Source organism: Actinophytocola sediminis (genome assembly GCF_054779715.1).
In genome coordinates this window covers 24,465-43,373 of the sequence record NZ_BAAGXS010000047.1, presented here as the reverse complement: position 1 = coordinate 43,373, position 18,909 = coordinate 24,465, and the positions used below count along the sequence as shown (strand labels likewise).

The window sequence follows — 18,909 nt, the reverse complement described above, 5'->3', positions numbered from 1 at the left end:
GTGCGGGTGCTCGTGGTGCACAACCGCTACCGCTCCGGGCAGCCGAGCGGGGAGAACGCGGTGGTCGACCAGGAGGTCGCGCTGCTGGCCGACGCTGGTCACCAGGTGTCCCGGTTCGAGCGGCACAGTGACGACATCGCGTCGATGTCGTTGCCCGCCAAGGCGTCGGTGCCGCTGCGGGTGCCGTGGAACCCGGCCGCGCGGGCCGCGCTCGGCGCGCGCCTTGCCCGCGAGCGGCCCGATGTCGTGCACCTCCACAACACGTTCCCGCTGCTGTCGCCCGCGGTGGTGGCCGCGTGCGCGGACGCGGGCGTGCCGGCGGTGGCCACCCTGCACAACTACACGATGGTCTGCACCCCGGGCACGCTGTTCCGGGACGGCCGGATCTGCACCGACTGTGTCGGCGGCTCGCCGCTACCGGCCGTGCGGCACGGTTGTTATCGCGGCTCGGCCGTGGCCACCGTGCCCGGCGCGTTGAGCCAGGTGGTCAATCGGCGGCGGTGGCGGACCGGGGTGTCCCGGTTCTTCTGCATCTCGGCGGCGCAACGCGCGTTGCTGGTCGACGCCGGGATGCCGGCGGAGCGGCTGGTGGTCAAGCACAACTTCGTGCCGGACACCGGAGTGCGGCGCACCGGCGCCGGCGAGCACGTGCTGTTCCTCGGCAGGCTGGCCGAGGAGAAGGGCCTGCGGCTGCTGATGCGCGCCTGGGAGCTGGCCGGCATCGACCGGCCGCTGGTCATCGCCGGCACAGGTCCACTGGAGACAGTGGTGTCCTCGTGGGCGGCCGGCCGGGACGACGTGCGCTACGTCGGCCTCGCGGACCGGGCGCGTTGCCGGGAGCTGACCGCGCGGGCGGTCGCGGTGGTCGCGCCGTCGACCTGGCTGGAGACCTTCGGGCTGGTGGTGGTGGAGGCGATGGCGGCGGGCGTGCCGGCGGTCGCCCCGGCCCACGGCGCGTTCGTCGAACTGGTCGAGGACGGGCGTACCGGCCTGCTGCACCGCCCGGACGACCCGCTCGCGCTCGCCGACGCGCTGCGCGCGATCGTCGACCCCGAGCGCAACGCCGCGTTCGGCGTGGCCGCCCGCCACCGCTACGAACAGGACTTCACCCCCGAGGTAGGCCTGACCCGTCTCCTGTCCGGCTACGAGTCAGCGATCAACCCGGAAAGCCCTGAATGCCTCATTGAGGACGTTGAACGCCCCGAATGAGGCATTCAGGGCATTTTCTCGGGCGAAACGAACGGGCCTGGCGGGGCGATCCCCCTTGCGTGCGAATCGAATCGGTTGACGGGATCCGGCCGGCGCTGCCGATGCCGGCGCGGGTGCCGCTGGCCGTCACCTCGGTGTGCGCCGCGGTGGTCGTCGTGGTGCTGGGGCTGCTGTTCGCGAACCAGACCGCGGGCACCGGGTTCGACGAGTGGCTGCGGTCCGCGCTCACCGGGGCCGGCACGCCGTGGTACCAACTCGCGCTGGTCGTCGACTACACCGCGGAGCCGGTCGGTGGGGCGTTGACCATCGGCGCACTGGTGCTCGGGTGTCTGGCGCTCGGTCATCGGCGGGCCGCGGTGTTGGCGGTGGTGGGCACCGGCGGCAGTATCGCGGTGACCACGGCGCTGAAACCGTTGGTCGGCCGGGAGATCAACGGTGGGTTTCTCGCTTTTCCCAGCGGGCACACGGCGACCGCGACCGCGGTCGCGTTGGTCGCGATGCTGGTGTGCACGCAGCGGCGCGGGCGTGGGGTCGGGCTGCTCGCGGTGGTCACGGTGGGTGCGGCCGGTTCGATGGCGTGGGCGCAGGTGCTGCTGAACGCGCACTACGCCACCGACACCCTCGGCGGGTTCGCCGCCGCGCTGGCGGTCGTGCCGGCGGTCGGCATGGTGATCGACCGGGTGACCGACCACCGAGCGCCGTAACCCGCCAGCACGTGCACCCGGCCGGAGCGTTGGACTCGCGTCGCGGGAGCGTTGGACTCGCGGGGTGGGGGCGTTGCTGACCGTTCAGGCGTGGCGGCGGAACACCGGGCGGACGGGGCGGCCGCCCATCCACGGCGTCGGGTCGTCCACGTCCAGTGCCCTGCGGTAGACCGCGCACGCGCGGGCCACCACGTCGACCGTGTACTCGATGTCCATTTCGGACAGCGCGCTGCTCACCACGAAGGACGGCCCGAGCACCCCGCCGGTGACCAGCTGGCGCAGGAACAGCGTGCGGTAGGCCTGCGACGGCTGACCGTCGTTGTCCAGCGTGCCGAACACCAGGTTGGACTCCCGCCCGCGCAGCACCACGTGCTCGGCCACCCCGGCCGACCGCGCGGCCGCCCGGACCCCGGCCGCCAGGCGGGTGCCGAGCACGTGCAACCGCTCGGCGATGCCTTCCCTGGTGTAGGTCTCCATCACGGCCATCGCCGCGGCCAGTGAGTGGCCCTCGGCGCCGTGGGTGGTGGACAGCAGGAACACCCGCTCCCGCCGGTCGAGCAACCCGCCGAGCTCCATCAGGTCCCGGCGCCCCGCGAGCGCGGACACCGCGAACCCGTTGCCCAGCGCCTTGCCGAACGTCGACAGGTCCGGCGTCACCCCGTACACGCCCTGCGCCCCCGACTCCGACCAGCGGAACCCGGTGATCATCTCGTCGAACACCAGCACCACGCCGTGCCGGGTGCACAGCTCGCGCAGGCCACGCAGGTAGCCGGGCGGCGGGTCGGTCTGCGTGGCCGCCTCCAGCACCAGGCACGCGATCCGCCCGTCGTGGCGGGCGAACAGCTCCTCGACGGCCGGCAGGTCGCCGTAGGGGAAGGTGACCGTGAGGTCCGAAGTGGACCGTGGGATGCCGGCGGGCATCGCGGTGGTGCCGATGAACCAGTCGTCGGTGGAGAAGAACGGTTGGTCGGCGCAGAGCGCGACCAGGTCCCGGCCGGTGGCCGCGCGGGCAAGGCGCACCGCGGCGGTGGTCACGTCGGAGCCGTTCTTGGCGAACTTCACCATCTCCGCGGTCGGCACCGTGGCCAGGAACATCTGGGCGGCCTCGAGCTCGAGCATGCTCGGCCGGGCGAAGTTCGCGCCCAGCTCCAGCTGGGCGCGCACCGCCTCGGTCACCTTGGGGTGCACGTGCCCGAGGCTGACCGAGCGCAGCCCGGAGCCGTACTCGACGTAGGAGTGCCCGTCGACGTCCCAGACGTGCGCGCCGCGCCCGTGCGAGATCACCGGCGCCAGGCCCGCCGGATACTGGTCGTCGCCCTTGGCGTAGGTGTGCGCGCCGCCGGGCACCAGGTCGTGCAGCCGTTTGTTGGCCGCGCGGGAGTTCGTCAGATCCGGTGTCTTCATGGCTGTTCCAGGTCCTTCAGTACCGAGGCGAGCGAGCGGGCCTGTCTGTCCCTTTCGGACACGAAGGCCACCGGCAGCGGCCAGGGGATGGCGAGCTCCTCGTCGTCGAAGGCGATCGCCACGTCGTCGGCCGGATCGTGCCGGCGGTCGATGCGGTAGGACACGTCGGCGGGGTCGGTGAGCGCCTGGAACCCGTGCGCGCACCCGGCCGGCACGTACAGCGACACCTGCGTGTCACCGGAGAGCACCACGTGCACCTGGTTGCGGAAGGTCGGCGAGCCCGGCCGCAGGTCGACCACGACGTCGAACACCCGGCCGGCCGAACAGCGCACCAGCTTCGCCTCGCCGAGGCCCGACCGCAGGTGCATGCCGCGCAGCACGCCCTCGCGGGAGCGGGACACACTGTCCTGCACGAACGCGTCCGGGTCGAGACCGGCCGCGCGCACCACGTCCGCGTCGAACGTGCGGGAGAAGAACCCGCGCTCGTCGGCGTGCGGCGTCGGCTCGAACAGCAACGCCCCGGCGATCTCGGGTACCGGTCTGGCTTTCACGCCGCCCCCTTCCGGCGCACGAGCGCGGACAGCGCCGTGAACTGCTCGTCGAGCAGCCTGCGCTGCTCCTTGGCACGAACGAGCAGCGTCCCGGTCAACTCGGGTGCCCTGCGCTCCAGTTCGGCGAGCCGCTCGACCAGCCGGTCGACCTCGAAGGTGCGGATCGACTGGCAGAACTCGCCCAGCCCCATGGCATCCATCAGCACGTCGTTCTTCGCCGCGTAGCCGACGGAGATCGTCGGCTTGCCGAGTTTCAGCGCGCACAGCACATTGTGGTAGCGGCTGGCGATCACCACGTCCACCAACGCCATCTCCGCGAGCAGGTCGTCCAGAGTGGACACTTCGGCGGCGGTGACCGGCGCCCCCGGCAGCGCGGCGATGATCTCGTCGGCCACCGCGGCGTCCATCCGGTCGCCGGTGAACAGCCGCACCCGCCTGCCGTCCTCGACCAGCCTGCGCACGAACTGCGTCAGCTTCCGCACGTAGGCACGATGCAGGTCGTCGGCCCGCGCACGGTCGGCCGGCCCGCCCCGGTAGGCCATCACGCCGACCCCGACCCGGCCGTTGCCGGCGGCCGAGTCCGGCGTCGGCAGCCCGAACGCGAGGTCGGGGTAGACCCGGTCCCTGGTCACGTCGACCCCCATGGCGGCCATGGCATCCCGTGACTGACCGTCCCGATAGGACCGGTAGGCGGCGAGCCTGGCCGCCCGCACCATGAACCACCGGATCCCGGCCTGCGCGACCGGCCCGGCGCCGACGCTGACCAGTGCCACCGGGGTACGAAACACCTTGCCGGCCAGGCACAGCAGGTACAGCGAGTACGGGAAACCCCACGGCCGCAACGGCAACGTGGCCTCCAGCACGCCCATCCCCGGCACGATCACGATGTCGTGGCGGCGCACCCAGGCCGCGGTGCGCACCACCTCGCCCAGCTTCCCCATGATCTTCGCCGCGGCCAGGCGCGGCCCGGACGCGGTGGTGAACTCGGCGGACCGGTACAGCGGAGTGGCGTCGATGCCGTAGTTGGCGCGCACCGACTCCGGGCCGCCGCACAGCGCGTCGATCCGCGCGTGCGGGTGCGCGGCGCGCAGGTGGTCGAGCATCGCCCGCAGCGAGCCGTCGTTGCCCAGGTTGCCCGAGCCGAGCAGGCCGAACAGGCCGATCCTGGTCACCCGCGCCGCCCTTCCCGCCCGGCCACGATCGTGTCGACGACGAAGGACTCCGCCGACGTGTCGACCGGCGCCCGGTCCTCGACCCGGTGCGTGCGGTGCGGCCGGGCCCGGCTGCCCAGCCAGGAGGCGAGGTGCCCGTAGCACTCGCGGCGCTCGGCGGCGGTCAGCGGCGCGCGGCGGATCGCGCCGACGAAGCCGAGCACGTAGTCACCGAGCAGGCGCACGGTCGGGTGCCGCCACCGGTTGGCCCGGCGCGGGTCCAGGTTGGCGCAGCGGCCGCGGATCGTCGGGTTGGCCCGCTCGGCGCGGTCGGGGTGGTCGCGCCGGAAGAACAGCAGCTCCGGCACCTGGCGGAACGGGCCGTGCAACGCGATCTCGGCGACGAACGTGCGGTCGGCGTGGTGGTAGCTGTCGTGCGGGCGGACCCGGCGCAGCACCTCGGTCCGCAGCACGCCGTAGAAGTCGTCGCCGCCGGGCTCGAACAGCAGGCTGGCGAACCGTTCCGGCGCGTGCGGGGAGGCGGTGGCCAGCCGGTAGTCGAACGGCACGGTCACCGCGCCGTCCCCGTCGATGATCGCCTGGCCGACGTGCGCGAGCACCGCGTCCGGATGTTCGTCGAGCTCGCGCACGCACCGGGCGAGCAGCTCCCGGCCGTACAGGTCGTCGTGCGAGGCCCACTTGAACAGCTCACCCCTGGCGAGGGTGAAGACGTGGTTGTGGTTGGGCGCGGCGCCGATGTTGCGTGGCAGCCGGACGTAGCGCACCCGGGAGTCCTGCGCGACGTAGCTCCGCGCGATCTCCTCGGTCGCGTCCACCGACGCGTTGTCGGTGATGATCAGCTCGAAGTCGTGGAAGGTCTGGCCGAGCAGGGCGTCCAGCGACTCGGCCAGGAACTCCTCGCCGTTGTAGACCGGCAGGCCGATGCTCAGCCGTGGCACAAAGTTCATGTCGTCCCCACTTCGGCAAGTGCTTGTCGTTCCGGTGTGTGCTCGCGCAGCGCCGCCCGCAGGTGCAGCCACCAGCCAAGCGCGCCGCACCACATGGCGATGGTCGAGCCCCAGCTCGCGCCGAGCGCGCCGGCGACGAACGCGCCCGCGAGCCCGCCGCCGAGGTAGCCGGCCGAGGCGAGCAGCTGTGCGCGCAGGCTCCGGCCGCCCGCGCCGAGCGCGCGCAGCCGGGCGGTCGCGCCGGCGAACACGCCGGCCCCGGTCACCGACAGCGAGACCGGCAGGATCAGCTCCGACGCCGGGCCCCACACGTCGTCGAGCACGGCCTGGCCGAGCGCGTCCGGCACGGCGAACAGCAGGACCGCGCCCCACGCGGCGGCGGCCACGGCCTGGATGCCGCCCAGTGCCAGGCAGAACCGGGCCAGCCGGTGCGGGGCATCGCGCAGTACGCGGGCGGCCTCCGGCACGGCGACCAGGTTCAGTCCCATGAGCAGCGCGAGGAACGGTCCGAGCAGCAGTTCCGCGCCGCGGATCGCGCCGACCTCGGACAGGCCGGCGATCGCGCCGAGGCCGTACATCCGCAGCTGGCTCGCGCCGGAGTTGCTGACGTTCTCCACCAGGTAGCGCGACCCGAGCTCCCGGTGCCCGCGCAGCCAGTCGCCGACGCCCGCCGGCCGCGGCCGGATCCCGCTCTGCCACCAGCCACAACCGGCGGCGACGATCGAGGAACCGCCCCAGGCGAGCACGAACGCCCAGACGCTGCCGTGCGCGGTGGCCGCCAGCAGTGCCGGCACCATCGCCGCCGCCCAGGCGATGTCGTTGACGAAGGCCTTGCGCCCCTGGCCGTTGGCGAAGAACGCGAACCGCCAGCTGTCCTGCAGCAGCATGCCGGGCGCGACCACCCCGAGCGCGACGAACGCCGACCCGAGCTGCCCGCCGAGCGCGAGCCCGGCGAACACGCTCAGCGCGCCGAACCCGACCCCGACGGTGAGCGCGGTGCCGGCGGCGTTGGCGGTCGCGCCGCCCCACCGGCCGGCGTCGACGCCGGAGAACCGGACCACCAAGGGGTCGGTCGCGAGGCCCCGGGAGACGTTGAGCACCACGCCGTAGGTGACCCAGGCGAGGCTGAACACCCCGAACCCGGCCACCCCGAGCTCCCGCGCGACGAACACCCCGACCACGAAGTTGGTCATGCTCGACAGCGCCTGGTCCCCCAGCCCCCAGCTCAACCGCCCAACCACCCCCCTCACCGCCACCCCCCACGCCCAGCCCACGCCCGCCCCACACCGCAGCGAAGGGCCCCATCGCTGCGGTCAATGCAGTGAAGGGTCCCTTCGCTGCGTCCAGCGCAGTGAAGGAGCCCTTCGCTGCGTGGGGGCGGCGGGGTGGTCACCCGGTTTCCTTGAGGAGGGCGGCGGCTTCCAGGGCGTCGGCGGCGGTGGCGACGGCGGTGAAGGGCAGGCCGGAGCGGTCGGCGATGTCGAGCAGGGAACGGGTGCCGTCGGCGAGGTTGAGCACCCACAGCATGGCCAGCTGGGCGTCCTGGGCGTCGCTGCGGCCGCCGAGCGACTCGTAGAGCCCCCGCCGGCCGAGCTGCGGCTCGCCGTACGGGCTGAGGTTGACGTAGGTCCGGTCCCGGTCCAGCACGGCGACCGCCGCCCGCAGCACGTCCAGGGTGTCCACCATGGACTCCGGGGTGACGAAGTCCGGGTTGTCGCCGGAGGTGTGGTACTCCGGGTAGCCGGCGTAGGGCGTCCTGGTCAGCGAGCCGACCCCGAGGTCGAACCCGGGCGAGCAGTACTGCCGCTCGTCGTAGCCGTACGGGGAGAACTCGCGGATCTCGTGTGGACGGTCGCGCAGCACGTGCGCCAACACCCGGTCGATGGCCGCGTCGCCCCGCCGGCTCTTCTTGTACGTCAACGGCCCCCGGTCACCGGCACAGGCCAGCACGAGCCCGTGCCGCACCCGGTCGATCCGCTCGGCGTTGCGCGACAGCCAGGTGATCGCGCCGATCGTCCCCGGCGCGAAGATGAACCGGTAGGTGTAGTACGGGTTCGCCAGCGAGAGCGCCAACCGCACGGCCACCGCGATCCCGGCCAGGTTGTCGTTGGCCAGCGACGGGTGACAGACATGGCAGCTGATGATCACCTCGTCCTCGACCTGGCCGGCCACCACGTGCTCGGCGTAGGTCAGCGAGCCGTCGGCCAGCGTCGAGTCGACGCGCACCTCGTACTCGCCGTCCGGTAACGAGTCCAATGTGTCCTGTGCGAGGCAGAATCCCCAGTTCGGCGCGTAGTAGCTGGTGCGGTAGGGCACGAGCGACGGCTGGTCGGGCAGGGTGTGCAGGTGCGGTCGCAGCTCGGCCAGCGACATCCTGGCGTGCACCGGCACGCTGTAGCCGACCACGTGCAGGTTCGACTCCCGGAAGTCGATCACCCGGCGCCCGCTGGCATCGGCGACATAGGCGTCGCGGATGTTCCACTCCTGGGGCACGGTCCAGTCGAGCACCTGGCTACCGGTCGGCACCTCGTGCACGGTCAGCGGCAGGTGCTCGCGGATGATCGCGAGCGTCGCGCGCACCCCGTCGCCGGTGATGCTGCGGCACAACGGATACAGCCGCCGCACCAGCGCGTGCATCTCGGCGCCGGCGGTCATCGGGTGTGTCGCAACGTGTCGCTGACCGAACGACTGGCCCGGCGCGACCGCAGCCAGGCCAGCCTGGTGTACCGCTGCTCGAAGGTCTGCCGGGTCAGGCCGTGCCGCTGGTAGGCCTCGATCAGCTCGACCGCGCCGTCCTTGACCGACCAGGCGCACTCGAACCCGGGGACCGCCGCGCGGAAGCGGGCGAAGTCGACCCGGTAGGAGCGCGGGTCGGCGCCGGCCTCGCCGGTGATCCGCAGCCGGGAGCCGGGCACCGCCTCGACCACCTCGGCCGCGATCTCCGCCACGGTCACGTTGTTGCGCTCGGTGCCGATGTTGAACGCCTTGTCGTGCACCGCTTCCCTCGGCGCCTCGATGGCCGCGAGGAACGCCGCCGCGATGTCCCTGGCGTGTACCAGCGGCCGCCACGGCGTTCCGTCGGAGAGCACCAGCACCTCGCCGGACAGGTGGGCGTGGCCGACCAGGTTGTTCAGCACGATGTCCGCGCGCAGCCGGGGCGAGAAGCCGAAGGCGGTGGCGTTGCGCAGGTAAACCGGGGTGAAGTCGTCGTCGGCCAGGTCGTGCAGGTCGTCCTCGACCCGGACCTTCGACTCGGCGTACGGCGTGACCGGGCGCAACGGCGCGTCCTCGTCGACCAGCCCGTCGCCGCCGGCCGCGCCGTACACCGAACACGTCGAGGCGTAGAGGAACCGGCTGACCCCGGCGTCGCGGGCCAGCCGGGCCAGGCGGACCGCGGCCCGGTGGTTGATGTCGTAGGTCAGCTCGGGGGCGAGCGCGCCGAGCGGGTCGTTGGACAGCGCGGCCAGGTGCACCACGACGTCCACATCGGACACCTCGGCGGCGGTGACGTCGCGCAGGTCGACGGTGTGGCCGGGCGGGTCGGCGGGTGCCGGCCCGAGCACGCACGCGTCGAACAGGCCGGAGTCCAGCCCGACCACCTCGTGCCCGGCGGCCAGGAGCACCGGCGCCATCACGGTGCCGAGGTAGCCCTTGTGGCCGGTCAGCAGCACTCGCATCGTTCAGCCCTTCAGGTCGAGGATCAGCTTGGTGACGTGGAACGCCTCGGCGTAACGGGACTGGCACTCGATGCCGCGAATCCTGGCCAGCCCGAGGAAAACCTCCCGGTCGTACCACGGACGATGTCGCTGCGACGGGTAGTGTTGTTGCAGCAACTCGACTTTTTTCCCGGCGAGTTCGGCCGACAGCGGTTGGTAGGCGTTGGGCCGGGCGAGGTCGCCGTCCCACTTCACGATCTCGTAGCCGAGCACCAGGTGGTCGCGAAACGCCGTCGGCACCAGCTGGGCCAGCCCCCGGTGGTCCTGGTGCGCGTCGTCGGTGCGCGGCGCGAGCAGCAGGTCGGGGTCGGTGCGCGCGCGCAGCTCCTCCAGTGCGGACTTCGCCTCGTCCCAGTGCGCCGGCAGCCGGCCGTCCGGCAGCTTCAGCACGGTGACGTCGAGTTCCGCGCCTGGACAGAACGCGGCCAGCGCGGCACGCTCCTCGGCCTCGCGGTCGGTGCCGCCGCCGGAGAGCACGAGCGCGTCCACCCGCGTGCCCGGTCTGGCCGCGCACAACGAGTACAGCGTGCCGCCAGCGCCGATCGCGATGTCGTCGCAGTGCGCGCCGAGCGCCACGATCCGGCCGACGTCGCCCCCCAGTGCGATCACACCAGTGCCCGCTGTTCCCACAGGGCCCACGGCCGCTCGCCGTGGGCGTAGCCCTCGTCCAGGGCGTGCCGTTCCTTGACCGTGTCGGTCGGCTTCCAGAACCCGCGGTAGGGGTAGGCGAGCAGCCGACCGCGCTTGGCCAGCTCGGCGCAGCCGTCGGCGACCAGGTCGCCGCCCTCCGGGATGTGGTCGAAGACCTCCTGGCGCAGCACGAAGTAGCCGCCGTTCTCCCACAGCGGCAGCTCGCTGACCGCGGTGATCGCGCCCACCCGGTTGTCCTCGCCCATCTGTACACAGTGGAACGACGACTGCGGCGGCACGACCATCATCGACGCGCCTGCGCCGGACTCGGTGAACCGGTCGACCATCAGGTCCAGCGGCGCGTCGGTGAGCACGTCGGCGTAGTTGGCGAGGAACATCTCGTCGCCGTCGAGGTGATCCCGCACCCGGCGCAGCCGCTCGCCGATCGCGGCGGAGATGCCGGTCTGCACGAACGAGATCGACCAGTCGGCGATGTCGGTGGACAGCAGGTGGGCCTTGCCGCCGCGCAGCACGAAGTCGTTGGAGATGGTCTCCTCGTAGTTGAGGAAGAAGTTCTTGATGTGGTGTGCCCCGTAACCGAGGCACAGCACGAACTCGGTGTGTCCGAAGTGGGCGTAGTACCGCATCACGTGCCAGATCAGCGGTCGCGGCCCGACCATCGCCATCGGCTTGGGCACGTCGTCGGCCGCGCCGTTGCGCATCCGCATCCCGTATCCGCCACAGAACAGGACGACCTTCATGGGTTCACCTCGACGATTTCGAGACTGGGAATCGGGAAGACGAGCCGGCCGCCCCATTCGCCCACATAGGACAGTTGGCCGGTCAGCTCGGTACGCAGGTTCCACGGCAGGACGAGCACGTAGTCCGGCCGGTCCTGTGCGATCTGTTCCGGTGGCAGGATCGGGATCCTGGTGCCCGGGGTGAACCGGCCGTGCTTGTAGGGGTTGCGGTCGACCGTGTACGCCAACAGGTCCGGCCGGATGCCGCAGTGGTTGAGCAGCGTGTTGCCCTTGCCGGGCGCGCCGTAGCCGACCACGGTCTTCCCGCCGGCCGCGGCCGTGGTGAGAAAGCTCAGCAGATCGCGGCGCACGGTGGCCACCCGGCGGGCGAACTCGGCGTAGCCGGCCAGCTCGTGCAGCCCGGCGGCCTTCTCCCTGGCGAGCACGTCGAGCACCGCGGCGCTCGGCTGCCCGGCCACCTCGGCCGGCCTGGCCAACAGCCGGATCGACCCGCCGTGCGTCGCCACCAGCTCGACGTCCACAAGGGACAGTCCGCCGCTGGCCAGCGCCCGCTGCGCGGAGGCGACCGTGTAGTACTGGAAGTGCTCGTGGTAGATCGTGTCGTACTGGTTCTGCTCGATCAGCGTGAGCAGGTGCTGCACCTCGATGGACACCCAGCCGTCGTCGGCGACCAGGTTGCGCAGGCCGGTGGTGAACCCGACGACGTCCGGGATGTGCGCGTAGACGTTGTTGGCCACCACCAGATCCGCTGGTCCGTGCTCGGCCCGCACCTCGGCGCCGGTCTCCGGGGACAGGAACGCCGTCAGCGTCGGCACGTCCCGCTCCCTGGCCGCCGCGCCGACGTTGACCGACGGCTCGATGCCAAGGCACCGGATGCCGCCGGCGGCCACATGCTGGAGCAGGTAGCCGTCGTTGCTGGCGACCTCCACGACGAACGAGTCCACGCCGAGCCCGAACCGGTCGACCGCGCCCAGGACGAACCGGCGCGCGTGCTCGACCCACGAGGTGGAGAAGGACGAGAAGTACGCGTACTCGGTGAACGTCTCCTCCGGGGTGATCAGCGGCGGCAGCTGGGCGAGCAAGCAGGAGGTGCAGACCCGCAGGTGCAACGGGTAGGTGGTCTCCGGCTCGTCGAGCTGGGCCGCGGTGAGGAACAGCTCACACGGCGGCGTCGCGCCGAGGTCGACCACGCTCACCATGGACGTCGACCCGCACAGGCGGCAGTTCATCAGTAGGCCCCCTGCCCGCCGAGTACCGCGCGGAACGTCTTCCACAGGATCATCGCGTCCATGGCCAACGACCAGTCCTCCACATAGCGCAGGTCCAACCGGACCGCCTCCTCCCACGACAGGTCGCTTCGACCGCTGACCTGCCACAATCCGGTCAATCCAGGTTTGACGAGCAGCCGGCGCCGCATGTCCGGCTCATAGCGGGCGCTCTCCTCCGGCAGCGGCGGCCGGGGACCGACCAGGGACATGGCGCCGGAGAGCACGTTGAACAGCTGCGGCAGCTCGTCGAGCGAGTAGCGCCGCAGGATCGCGCCGACCCGGGTGATCCTCGGGTCCTTGCGCATCTTGAACAGCACGCCCGCGCCCTCGTTGGCGCCGGCGAGCCGCTGCTTGAGCCGGTCGGCGTCGCGGACCATCGTGCGGAACTTGAGGATGGTGAACTCCCGCCCAGACTTGCCGACCCGGCGTTGCCGGTAGAGCACCGGCCCTCGACTGTCGATGGTGATCGCGAGCGCGGCGAGCACCATCACCGGCAGTGCGGCCAGCAGCAGCACGACCGCGCCGACCCGGTCCACCACGCCCTTGACGACCCGCCGCATACCGGTGAACACCGGCGCGCTGACCCGCAGCATCGGCATCCCGAGCACCCCGGAGACGTGCAGCCGGGGCCCGGCGACCTCCATCAGCGTCGGCGCGACCACCATCTCCGCGCCGCTGCCCTCGAGCCGCCAGGCCAGGCGCTGGAGGCGGCGCGGGGTCCAGTAGGGGTCGGCGGTGACCGCCACGATGCGGTAGCCGCCCCGGCGGACGTGCTCGGCGAGCTCGTCGAGCCGGCCGACGACCGAGACCCCGCCGATGCCGTCGAGCGAGTCGCCGGTGCCGTCAACGGTGCACACGGCGGCGACCTGCCAGCCGATGTGCGGGTTGTCGCGGGTGCGTCGGATGAGGTCACGGACGGTGTTCGGATCGCCGGCGGCCATTACCGGCAGCAGGCACCGGCCGACCCGCCGGGCACGGTGCAGCACCTGGCGGAGCAGATAGCGGGCGAACAGCGCGACCAGCGCCGTCGCCGGGATGACGATGAACACCCATGGCCGAGTGGACACGACCCCGGTCGCCAGCCCGGCCAGGGCGATGGTGACCGCCGCGGCGAACATCCCGCGACCGAGCCGGACGTACTCCTCTGCGCCCTGGCCGAGCACGACCGGATGCCACGCCCGGCTGGCCGCGAGCGCGCAGAGGATGACGAGGACCGTGAGGAAGCCGAGGGTGAGGTCCTTGAAGAGGGCGGCGCCGCTGACGCTGAGGATGCCGCCGAGGATGAGGGAGGTGAGGATGGTGACGGTGACGTCGCTGACGATCACCAGGCGCCGATAGCGGGGTTCCCAGACCGCGACGGGTAACTGGGCGTCCGTGCCGTGGTCACGGTTGGTGAGTCCGCGCCAGATCACCGGTCTCCGGCGGCGGGCATGTAGCTGTTGATCGCTCATGATGACCCCGCGCAGGCCTGGTGTCGGCGCTCGCGGTCGCCCGGTGACCTGGATTCGCTCGCAAGCTCGCACATTGTGAGTCCCTCCCGGCCGCGCGCAGACGCGCGCGACGGGATTGAGGGCATCCCCGAGAGCCCGTGGTGTGACCGATTCGCTTGCGACCCAACGAATCGGATTGCCCCTGCCGAGCCGTGGCCGCGTTCACTGATTCGCTTCCCTCACGCGGACCGTTACACGGACAGTGAGACCGACCTCCCCCGCGCAGGGGAAGACCGCACCCCGGACCTGCGTCGACCGGGTGTCGTTTCCGGACTCAGGAACGATCGATCACGGACCGCGACGACGGCTTTTGCCTACCGACGGCCCAATCCGACGCGCCGACAACCAGCCCAACACCGCCTAGGACATTCGCACCAAGCAGCACCGTGACATGTCACATGGGGGTGATCGACGGCACGCCCAGCCACCCGAACGGCGCCGAGCCCACTGCCATGCTGTCCAAGCGCTGATTACGCTTGGACAGCATGGCTAACTCTCCGAGGCCAGATCATGTGACGTACTCCACGACGACCTCACCACCGACAGGAGACAACCCCGTGCCGACGTTCGTGGGTCGGCGGGTGGCCTGGCGTGGTCCCGTTCAGCGCGGGTTCATACCTCCCGAGCAGCGCCGCGCGATCATCAGCGGGGCTCGACGACCGCCTCAGCCAGCGGAGCTGTTGGAGCTACGTCCCGACGACGTCGGGGAGGTCATCGAGTTGGTCACCGTGAGCGGGGCCGGCCACCAGTACGCGATCCGGTTCGCCAACGGCTACGAGGTCGAGACCGTGTTGCCGTCCGGGGTGGTCGCGTTCTTGCCGACGCGCTGACCGAAGTGGGCAGCGTGCTCGCCGAGTCAGCGCTGCCGGGTCGCGGTCAACGCGTCGGACGGTATCCGTCAAGGGTGCGGCTCCTCCGCGAAGGCCAACCCGGTACAGGACTGGATACAACCCGGCTCAGACCCCCTTGATCCGTTCGACGAGTTCGTCGCGGTAGTCCCGTACCTCCTGGAACTCCGGTTCGTCGCCGGTCGCTCGCTTCAGCGCGCCTTCCAGGATCTTCAGTCCCTGGCGTTCGTCGCCGTGCGCGTCCGCCTGCCTCGCGGCGTTCTCCATGGCCTTGGCGAGCTTGGTCCGTGCCTCGGGTTCCTTGGCGGCCTTGTGGATCCGGATCCAGTTGCCGCCAGGATCGATGACGGTGAACCCGGTGTACCGGTCGTTGCGCAGCCGCGGCCGGGTCATGCGCGGGATGCCGGAGATGAGCAGTTTTCCGTGCACGGACCGCATCCCCGCCGCGAAGGCCTCGAACAGCTCGCTGGTGTCCGCCACGATGACCAGGCACGAGCTGTACGACTGCGCCGGGTCGTAGCCGTCCATCCCGAAGAAGTGCAGGTTGATGTCCTCCCGTCGCACCGCGACGTGCGGGTTCGGCCGCGTCTGCCGATAGGTGATCTCGAAGCCGAGCATCTCGTAGAACGACGAGATCTCGTCGATGGATGGACAGGGCAGGAGCGGAATAGTCAGTTCGTTCGCCACCGCCCGAAGCTAAGCCCGGACCTGCCGAAACGACACGGAGCTATTTGCTCATGCGAACAGGGGATTACAGAGACGAAAACGCCCCGTCCGTGATCATGGACGGGGCGCTTACGCTGTTCAGGACAGTGGCCAGGGGCGGGATCGAACCGCCGACCTACCGCTTTTCAGGCGGTCGCTCATACCAACTGAGCTACCTGGCCAAAGAAAAGGAAAGCGACCCAGACGGGACTCGAACCCGCGACCTTCGCCGTGACAGGGCGACGCGCTAACCAACTGCGCCACTGGGCCTTGCAACGTGGGGAACTCTAGCAGACGCCAACCCCCGCCCTAACTGGGGTTTGCCCTCGCCCAACCAGCACCGATGTCGGGTGAACGCCTTACAGTGCGACGTCGTTCAGCTCGGCTAACGTGATCACGCCATCGTCCAGGGCACGGGTGACCAGTTCGCTCTTGGTGCGGGCAGGCCGGCCGACATTGGCGTACTTCACCCGCACCCTGGCGATGTGGGTGTCGACCGTCTTGACCGTGATGTGCAGCTTCGTGGCCACCAGCTCCTTGGACGAGGAGGCGAACCACGCCCGCAACACCTGGGTCTCCCTCGGCGACAGGCGGGGACGGTCCGGGGCGTCGTCGGCGGCGAGCGCGCCGGACAGCGACGGCGCGGTGTAGGGCAGCCCCTGTGCCGCCGCCCGGATGGCGGGCACGAGATGGTCCGGGCCCTCGCGTTTGGTCAGGTACGCGAGCGCACCGAGGTCGATGCACTTGATCGCGGTCGCGTTGTCGGCGTGCTGGGAGTACACGACCACCCGCCGGCCGCTGTCCACCAGCCGGCGTAACTCGCCGAAGTCCGGGTTTCTCGGCACCAGTTCCAGGTCGAAGATCACCACGTCGGCGTCCGCGCCCGGTCCGGTCCACACACCGGCCATCCGGTCGCCGGCGTCGATCAGGGTGATCGGCGGCACCGCCTGGTCACACCAGTACCGCACACCGGCCGCGATCGCCGCGTGATCGTCCACGATCACGGCGGTGATCAGGTCATCGTTGGCTGCCACTGCGCCTCCGTCCAGATCGTCCCGCCACTCCCGAAGGTCTCGATCCGCACGTCCGGGGTCACCGGCACGGGCACGCGCTCCTCCGCACAGTCGGCCACCACGCTGACCGACACCAGGTCGGCACTGCCGACCAACGTCACCCTGGCCCACGAGCTCGCGGTCGCGAGCGCGGTGAGCGCGGCGTCGGTCAGGTCACGCCGCACGGCCACCGGCAGCCGCGGCGCCTGCCCCCGCGCGTCCAGCTCGACTTCGACGCCCTTGCGGTCGGCGATGTCGGCGCAGTGGCGTAGCTCATGCAGCAACGGGTTCTCCACGGTGTCGGTCTCGGCGAACAGCCTGCGCATCCTGGACGCCTCGATCGCGCAGTCGCGCCGCACCACCGGGTCCGACGGCGCGCGCGAGCCGTCGGCCAGGCCCTCGAGCAGCGGCACCGCGGTGTCCGCGAGCTCGGCGAACCGCTGCCCGCGCCGGCGATGGGTGGCGACCGCCACCGCCTCCTCGGTCCGCACCCGTTCGAGCTCCCTGGTGGCCGCGGCGGCCTCCTTGCCGATCCGGCCGAGCACCGCCGCCACCACCGCGACACACAACGGAAAACCGAGCACGGACACCGAACCGGTGGCGAACCGCGCGAGTGACGACCTGGTCACGTCGTGGAACAGCAACAGGTTCGCGAACGCGAGCAGCTCGTGGGCCGCCAGGAACGCCACCGTCGTCCGGAACGGACGGTCCAGCAGGACGACCAGGCCGACCCAGTTGGCCGCGCCGAAGATCCAGTCCGTCGCGGTCGAGGTCCGGCCATCGGGCAGGGTCAGGTACGACAGCGCCGCCGCGGCGAACACCACGCCGATCGCCACCCGGCGCATCGGCCCCCACTGCGTGCGCCGGACCACCAGCACCACCGTCACCGCGAGCACCGCGACCAGTGCCGCGAAGGCGATCAGTTGGGCGGCAAGGAGATCGAAGGAGTCGCGGCGGCGTAACAGGTTCAGCAGGCCGAGCCCGCACACGATCGCCACCGCGACGATCGTCGTCGCGATCCGCAGCCCGCGTTGCAGCTGCGCCTTGGTCTGCGCGTCGATCTCGTCGTCACTCACCGGGCGCCCGCCATTCCAGACTTACCGTCGTGCCCGACCCCGGGGTGGACGAGACCGTCGCCCGGCCACCGATCCGACTCAGCCTGCCGTGGATCGACTCGCGCAGCCCGCGGCGCGTCGCCGAGCTGTCGGCGGCGGCGAATCCCTTGCCCTGATCGACAATCTCCACCCGCGCCGACCCCGCGTCACCCCGCACGCGCACGGTCGCGCGGTCGGTGCCGGCGTGCCGGCGGACGTTGTTGAGCGCCTCGCCGGCCGCGCCGGCCAGCGCGGACGCGACCTCGAACGGCAGCGGAAGTGCTTGCGGGGCTTCGAGTTCGACGTTCAGGTGGGTGGCGTCCAGGTCGGCGCGCAGCAGGTCGATCAGGTCGGCGCGCTCGGGCACCGGTCCGCCGTCGGCGCGCAGTCTGGCCAGATCCCGGCGGGCCTGCGGGGCAAGCCAGTCAGCGCCGGGCGGCACCTGGCCGGTGCCGACCATCAGCAACGTGGTGGCCGCGGTGTCGTGCAACGAGTTCGCCAGCTCGCGCTCCTCGGCGCGCTCGGCCGCCGCCACCGCCGAGTCCCGGCGGGCCTGCTCGGCCTCGAGCGCCATCCGGTCGGCGCGCGCGGCCGCCCTGGCGACCAGCACCCACACCGCCCTGGAGAGCACCGCCGCCACCAGCACCCAGCCATGCGACATGGTCAGCGACACGTCGACGGCCAGGAACACGACGACCATGACGCCGCAGACCGCGAACGCCGCCACCGCACCGGTCACCGGCGCGGTGTGCCACTGCATGGTCACGCAGGCGAAGGTGATCAGCAGCCGGATCCACCCGGTGTTGGTGTTCGCCGCCGGATCCGTCCAGAAGACACTGAGGCACACCGCGATCAGCACGGTGACGTCCAACGCGACCGGAAGCGCGCCCGTACGCGGAATCTCCGCCCGGTGCAGCCACCACGCGTAGCCTGCCGACCAGACGACCGCCACCGCGACGGCGACCGCGGTCGGCGCGACGGCCGTGAACTCGTCCCCGGACGCGCGAAGCAGGGCGATGGCGGCGATCGGCGGCAGGGTCACGACCCGGACCGCGGCCGCGTACCGACGGCCGAACCGATCCAGGACCCGCACGGCTTCACCCGCCACCCGTCACCTCACCGGAACCAACAGTCGGGCCAATCTGTCGTTGTCGGGTATTCGCCTGACCCCACCTCGTTTCCCGGCCCCTTAACGTGGCCTGGACCGCAGGGGGGAGCACCGGGGTGACCGTACCGTTACCGACCACCCCGGTGTAGCGGCGCATCGGCCAAATTGGTCAATCTATTACCAGTTACCCAAGGGTTCTGGCCTTTTCTCACATGCACTGTCAGCATCCACAAGCGACCGTTGGTACGCC

General features: G+C 71.2%; 18 protein-coding genes and 2 tRNA genes. 3 read left to right on the top strand and 17 right to left on the bottom strand.

Features of this window, described 5'->3' with window-relative positions; genetic code table 11:
• Both ACYVIP_RS26975 and ACYVIP_RS26970 read left to right on the top strand, forming a co-directional pair.
• Window positions 1-1,209 carry a glycosyltransferase family 4 protein gene (locus ACYVIP_RS26975; protein WP_460401205.1) on the top strand — a complete coding sequence of 403 codons (1,209 nt, stop codon included), beginning with the start codon at window positions 1-3 and terminating at the stop codon, window positions 1,207-1,209.
• Between the two features lie 59 nt (window positions 1,210-1,268).
• Window positions 1,269-1,913, top strand: a complete 645-nt coding sequence (locus ACYVIP_RS26970; protein ID WP_460401203.1) for a phosphatase PAP2 family protein — start codon at window positions 1,269-1,271, stop codon at window positions 1,911-1,913.
• Between the two features lie 84 nt (window positions 1,914-1,997).
• On the opposite strand, the gene ACYVIP_RS26965 is transcribed toward ACYVIP_RS26970, so the two are convergent.
• The 11 genes from ACYVIP_RS26965 to ACYVIP_RS26915 all read right to left on the bottom strand — a co-directional run bounded on the left by ACYVIP_RS26965 (window position 1,998) and on the right by ACYVIP_RS26915 (window position 13,813).
• The gene (locus ACYVIP_RS26965) at window positions 1,998-3,317 is read right to left on the bottom strand and encodes a glutamate-1-semialdehyde 2,1-aminomutase (protein WP_460401202.1); all 1,320 of its coding nucleotides are present in this window, start codon (window positions 3,315-3,317) and stop codon (window positions 1,998-2,000) included.
• Window positions 3,314-3,868 carry a dTDP-4-dehydrorhamnose 3,5-epimerase gene (rfbC, locus tag ACYVIP_RS26960; RefSeq protein ID WP_460401200.1) on the bottom strand — a complete coding sequence of 185 codons (555 nt, stop codon included), beginning with the start codon at window positions 3,866-3,868 and terminating at the stop codon, window positions 3,314-3,316. Before rfbC ends, ACYVIP_RS26965 begins: the two co-directional genes overlap by 4 nt.
• On the bottom strand, window positions 3,865-5,040 hold the full coding sequence (locus ACYVIP_RS26955) for a polysaccharide pyruvyl transferase family protein (protein ID WP_460401198.1): 1,176 nt from the start codon (window positions 5,038-5,040) through the stop codon (window positions 3,865-3,867). The genes rfbC and ACYVIP_RS26955 overlap by 4 nt, the downstream gene beginning before the upstream one ends.
• Window positions 5,037-5,987: a glycosyltransferase family 2 protein gene (locus ACYVIP_RS26950; protein WP_460401196.1), complete on the bottom strand. Its 951-nt coding sequence runs from the start codon at window positions 5,985-5,987 to the stop codon at window positions 5,037-5,039. Before ACYVIP_RS26950 ends, ACYVIP_RS26955 begins: the two co-directional genes overlap by 4 nt.
• Window positions 5,984-7,180, bottom strand: coding sequence for a hypothetical protein (locus tag ACYVIP_RS26945; protein WP_460401277.1), 1,197 nt, complete (start codon window positions 7,178-7,180; stop codon window positions 5,984-5,986). The genes ACYVIP_RS26950 and ACYVIP_RS26945 overlap by 4 nt, the downstream gene beginning before the upstream one ends.
• 196 nt (window positions 7,181-7,376) lie before the next feature.
• The gene (locus ACYVIP_RS26940; RefSeq protein ID WP_460401194.1) at window positions 7,377-8,642 is read right to left on the bottom strand and encodes a DUF4910 domain-containing protein; all 1,266 of its coding nucleotides are present in this window, start codon (window positions 8,640-8,642) and stop codon (window positions 7,377-7,379) included.
• Window positions 8,639-9,664, bottom strand: a complete 1,026-nt coding sequence (locus tag ACYVIP_RS26935; RefSeq protein WP_460401192.1) for an NAD-dependent epimerase/dehydratase family protein — start codon at window positions 9,662-9,664, stop codon at window positions 8,639-8,641. Before ACYVIP_RS26935 ends, ACYVIP_RS26940 begins: the two co-directional genes overlap by 4 nt.
• A 3-nt stretch (window positions 9,665-9,667) precedes the next feature.
• Window positions 9,668-10,312 carry a PIG-L deacetylase family protein gene (locus tag ACYVIP_RS26930; protein WP_460401190.1) on the bottom strand — a complete coding sequence of 215 codons (645 nt, stop codon included), beginning with the start codon at window positions 10,310-10,312 and terminating at the stop codon, window positions 9,668-9,670.
• A complete protein-coding gene (locus ACYVIP_RS26925; protein ID WP_460401188.1) occupies window positions 10,309-11,094 on the bottom strand; it encodes a glycosyltransferase family protein in 786 nt (261 codons plus the stop codon). Before ACYVIP_RS26925 ends, ACYVIP_RS26930 begins: the two co-directional genes overlap by 4 nt.
• Window positions 11,091-12,326, bottom strand: a complete 1,236-nt coding sequence (locus ACYVIP_RS26920) for a class I SAM-dependent methyltransferase (RefSeq protein ID WP_460401275.1) — start codon at window positions 12,324-12,326, stop codon at window positions 11,091-11,093. Before ACYVIP_RS26920 ends, ACYVIP_RS26925 begins: the two co-directional genes overlap by 4 nt.
• Window positions 12,323-13,813 carry a sugar transferase gene (locus ACYVIP_RS26915; protein WP_460401186.1) on the bottom strand — a complete coding sequence of 497 codons (1,491 nt, stop codon included), beginning with the start codon at window positions 13,811-13,813 and terminating at the stop codon, window positions 12,323-12,325. The genes ACYVIP_RS26920 and ACYVIP_RS26915 overlap by 4 nt, the downstream gene beginning before the upstream one ends.
• Before the next feature lie 596 nt (window positions 13,814-14,409).
• Between ACYVIP_RS26915 and ACYVIP_RS26910 the strand changes: the two genes are divergently transcribed.
• On the top strand, window positions 14,410-14,682 hold the full coding sequence (locus tag ACYVIP_RS26910) for a hypothetical protein (protein ID WP_460401184.1): 273 nt from the start codon (window positions 14,410-14,412) through the stop codon (window positions 14,680-14,682).
• Between the two features lie 126 nt (window positions 14,683-14,808).
• On the opposite strand, the gene ACYVIP_RS26905 is transcribed toward ACYVIP_RS26910, so the two are convergent.
• The 6 genes from ACYVIP_RS26905 to ACYVIP_RS26880 form a co-directional block, all read right to left on the bottom strand.
• Window positions 14,809-15,387 (bottom strand): VOC family protein, encoded by a 579-nt coding sequence (locus tag ACYVIP_RS26905; protein WP_460401182.1) that lies wholly within the window; start codon window positions 15,385-15,387, stop codon window positions 14,809-14,811.
• A 126-nt stretch (window positions 15,388-15,513) separates the two neighbouring features.
• Window positions 15,514-15,587 (bottom strand) — tRNA-Phe (locus ACYVIP_RS26900).
• A gap of 14 nt (window positions 15,588-15,601) precedes the next feature.
• Window positions 15,602-15,675: transfer RNA gene (locus ACYVIP_RS26895), tRNA-Asp, on the bottom strand.
• A gap of 89 nt (window positions 15,676-15,764) precedes the next feature.
• Window positions 15,765-16,439, bottom strand: coding sequence for a response regulator (locus ACYVIP_RS26890; protein WP_460401180.1), 675 nt, complete (start codon window positions 16,437-16,439; stop codon window positions 15,765-15,767).
• On the bottom strand, window positions 16,418-17,533 hold the full coding sequence (locus ACYVIP_RS26885) for a hypothetical protein (protein WP_460401178.1): 1,116 nt from the start codon (window positions 17,531-17,533) through the stop codon (window positions 16,418-16,420). Before ACYVIP_RS26885 ends, ACYVIP_RS26890 begins: the two co-directional genes overlap by 22 nt.
• Window positions 17,526-18,644: a sensor histidine kinase gene (locus ACYVIP_RS26880; protein ID WP_460401176.1), complete on the bottom strand. Its 1,119-nt coding sequence runs from the start codon at window positions 18,642-18,644 to the stop codon at window positions 17,526-17,528. Before ACYVIP_RS26880 ends, ACYVIP_RS26885 begins: the two co-directional genes overlap by 8 nt.
• Window positions 18,645-18,909 lie beyond the last annotated feature (265 nt).

Coding starts and splice junctions, on each gene's coding strand:
- ACYVIP_RS26965 (WP_460401202.1), bottom strand. CDS start 3,317: ATGAAGACACCGGATCTGACGAACTCCCGCGCGGCCAACAAACGGCTG.
- ACYVIP_RS26935 (WP_460401192.1), bottom strand. CDS start 9,664: ATGCGAGTGCTGCTGACCGGCCACAAGGGCTACCTCGGCACCGTGATG.
- ACYVIP_RS26940 (WP_460401194.1), bottom strand. CDS start 8,642: ATGACCGCCGGCGCCGAGATGCACGCGCTGGTGCGGCGGCTGTATCCG.
- ACYVIP_RS26950 (WP_460401196.1), bottom strand. CDS start 5,987: ATGAACTTTGTGCCACGGCTGAGCATCGGCCTGCCGGTCTACAACGGC.
- ACYVIP_RS26925 (WP_460401188.1), bottom strand. CDS start 11,094: ATGAAGGTCGTCCTGTTCTGTGGCGGATACGGGATGCGGATGCGCAAC.
- ACYVIP_RS26945 (WP_460401277.1), bottom strand. CDS start 7,180: ATGACCAACTTCGTGGTCGGGGTGTTCGTCGCGCGGGAGCTCGGGGTG.
- ACYVIP_RS26915 (WP_460401186.1), bottom strand. CDS start 13,813: ATGAGCGATCAACAGCTACATGCCCGCCGCCGGAGACCGGTGATCTGG.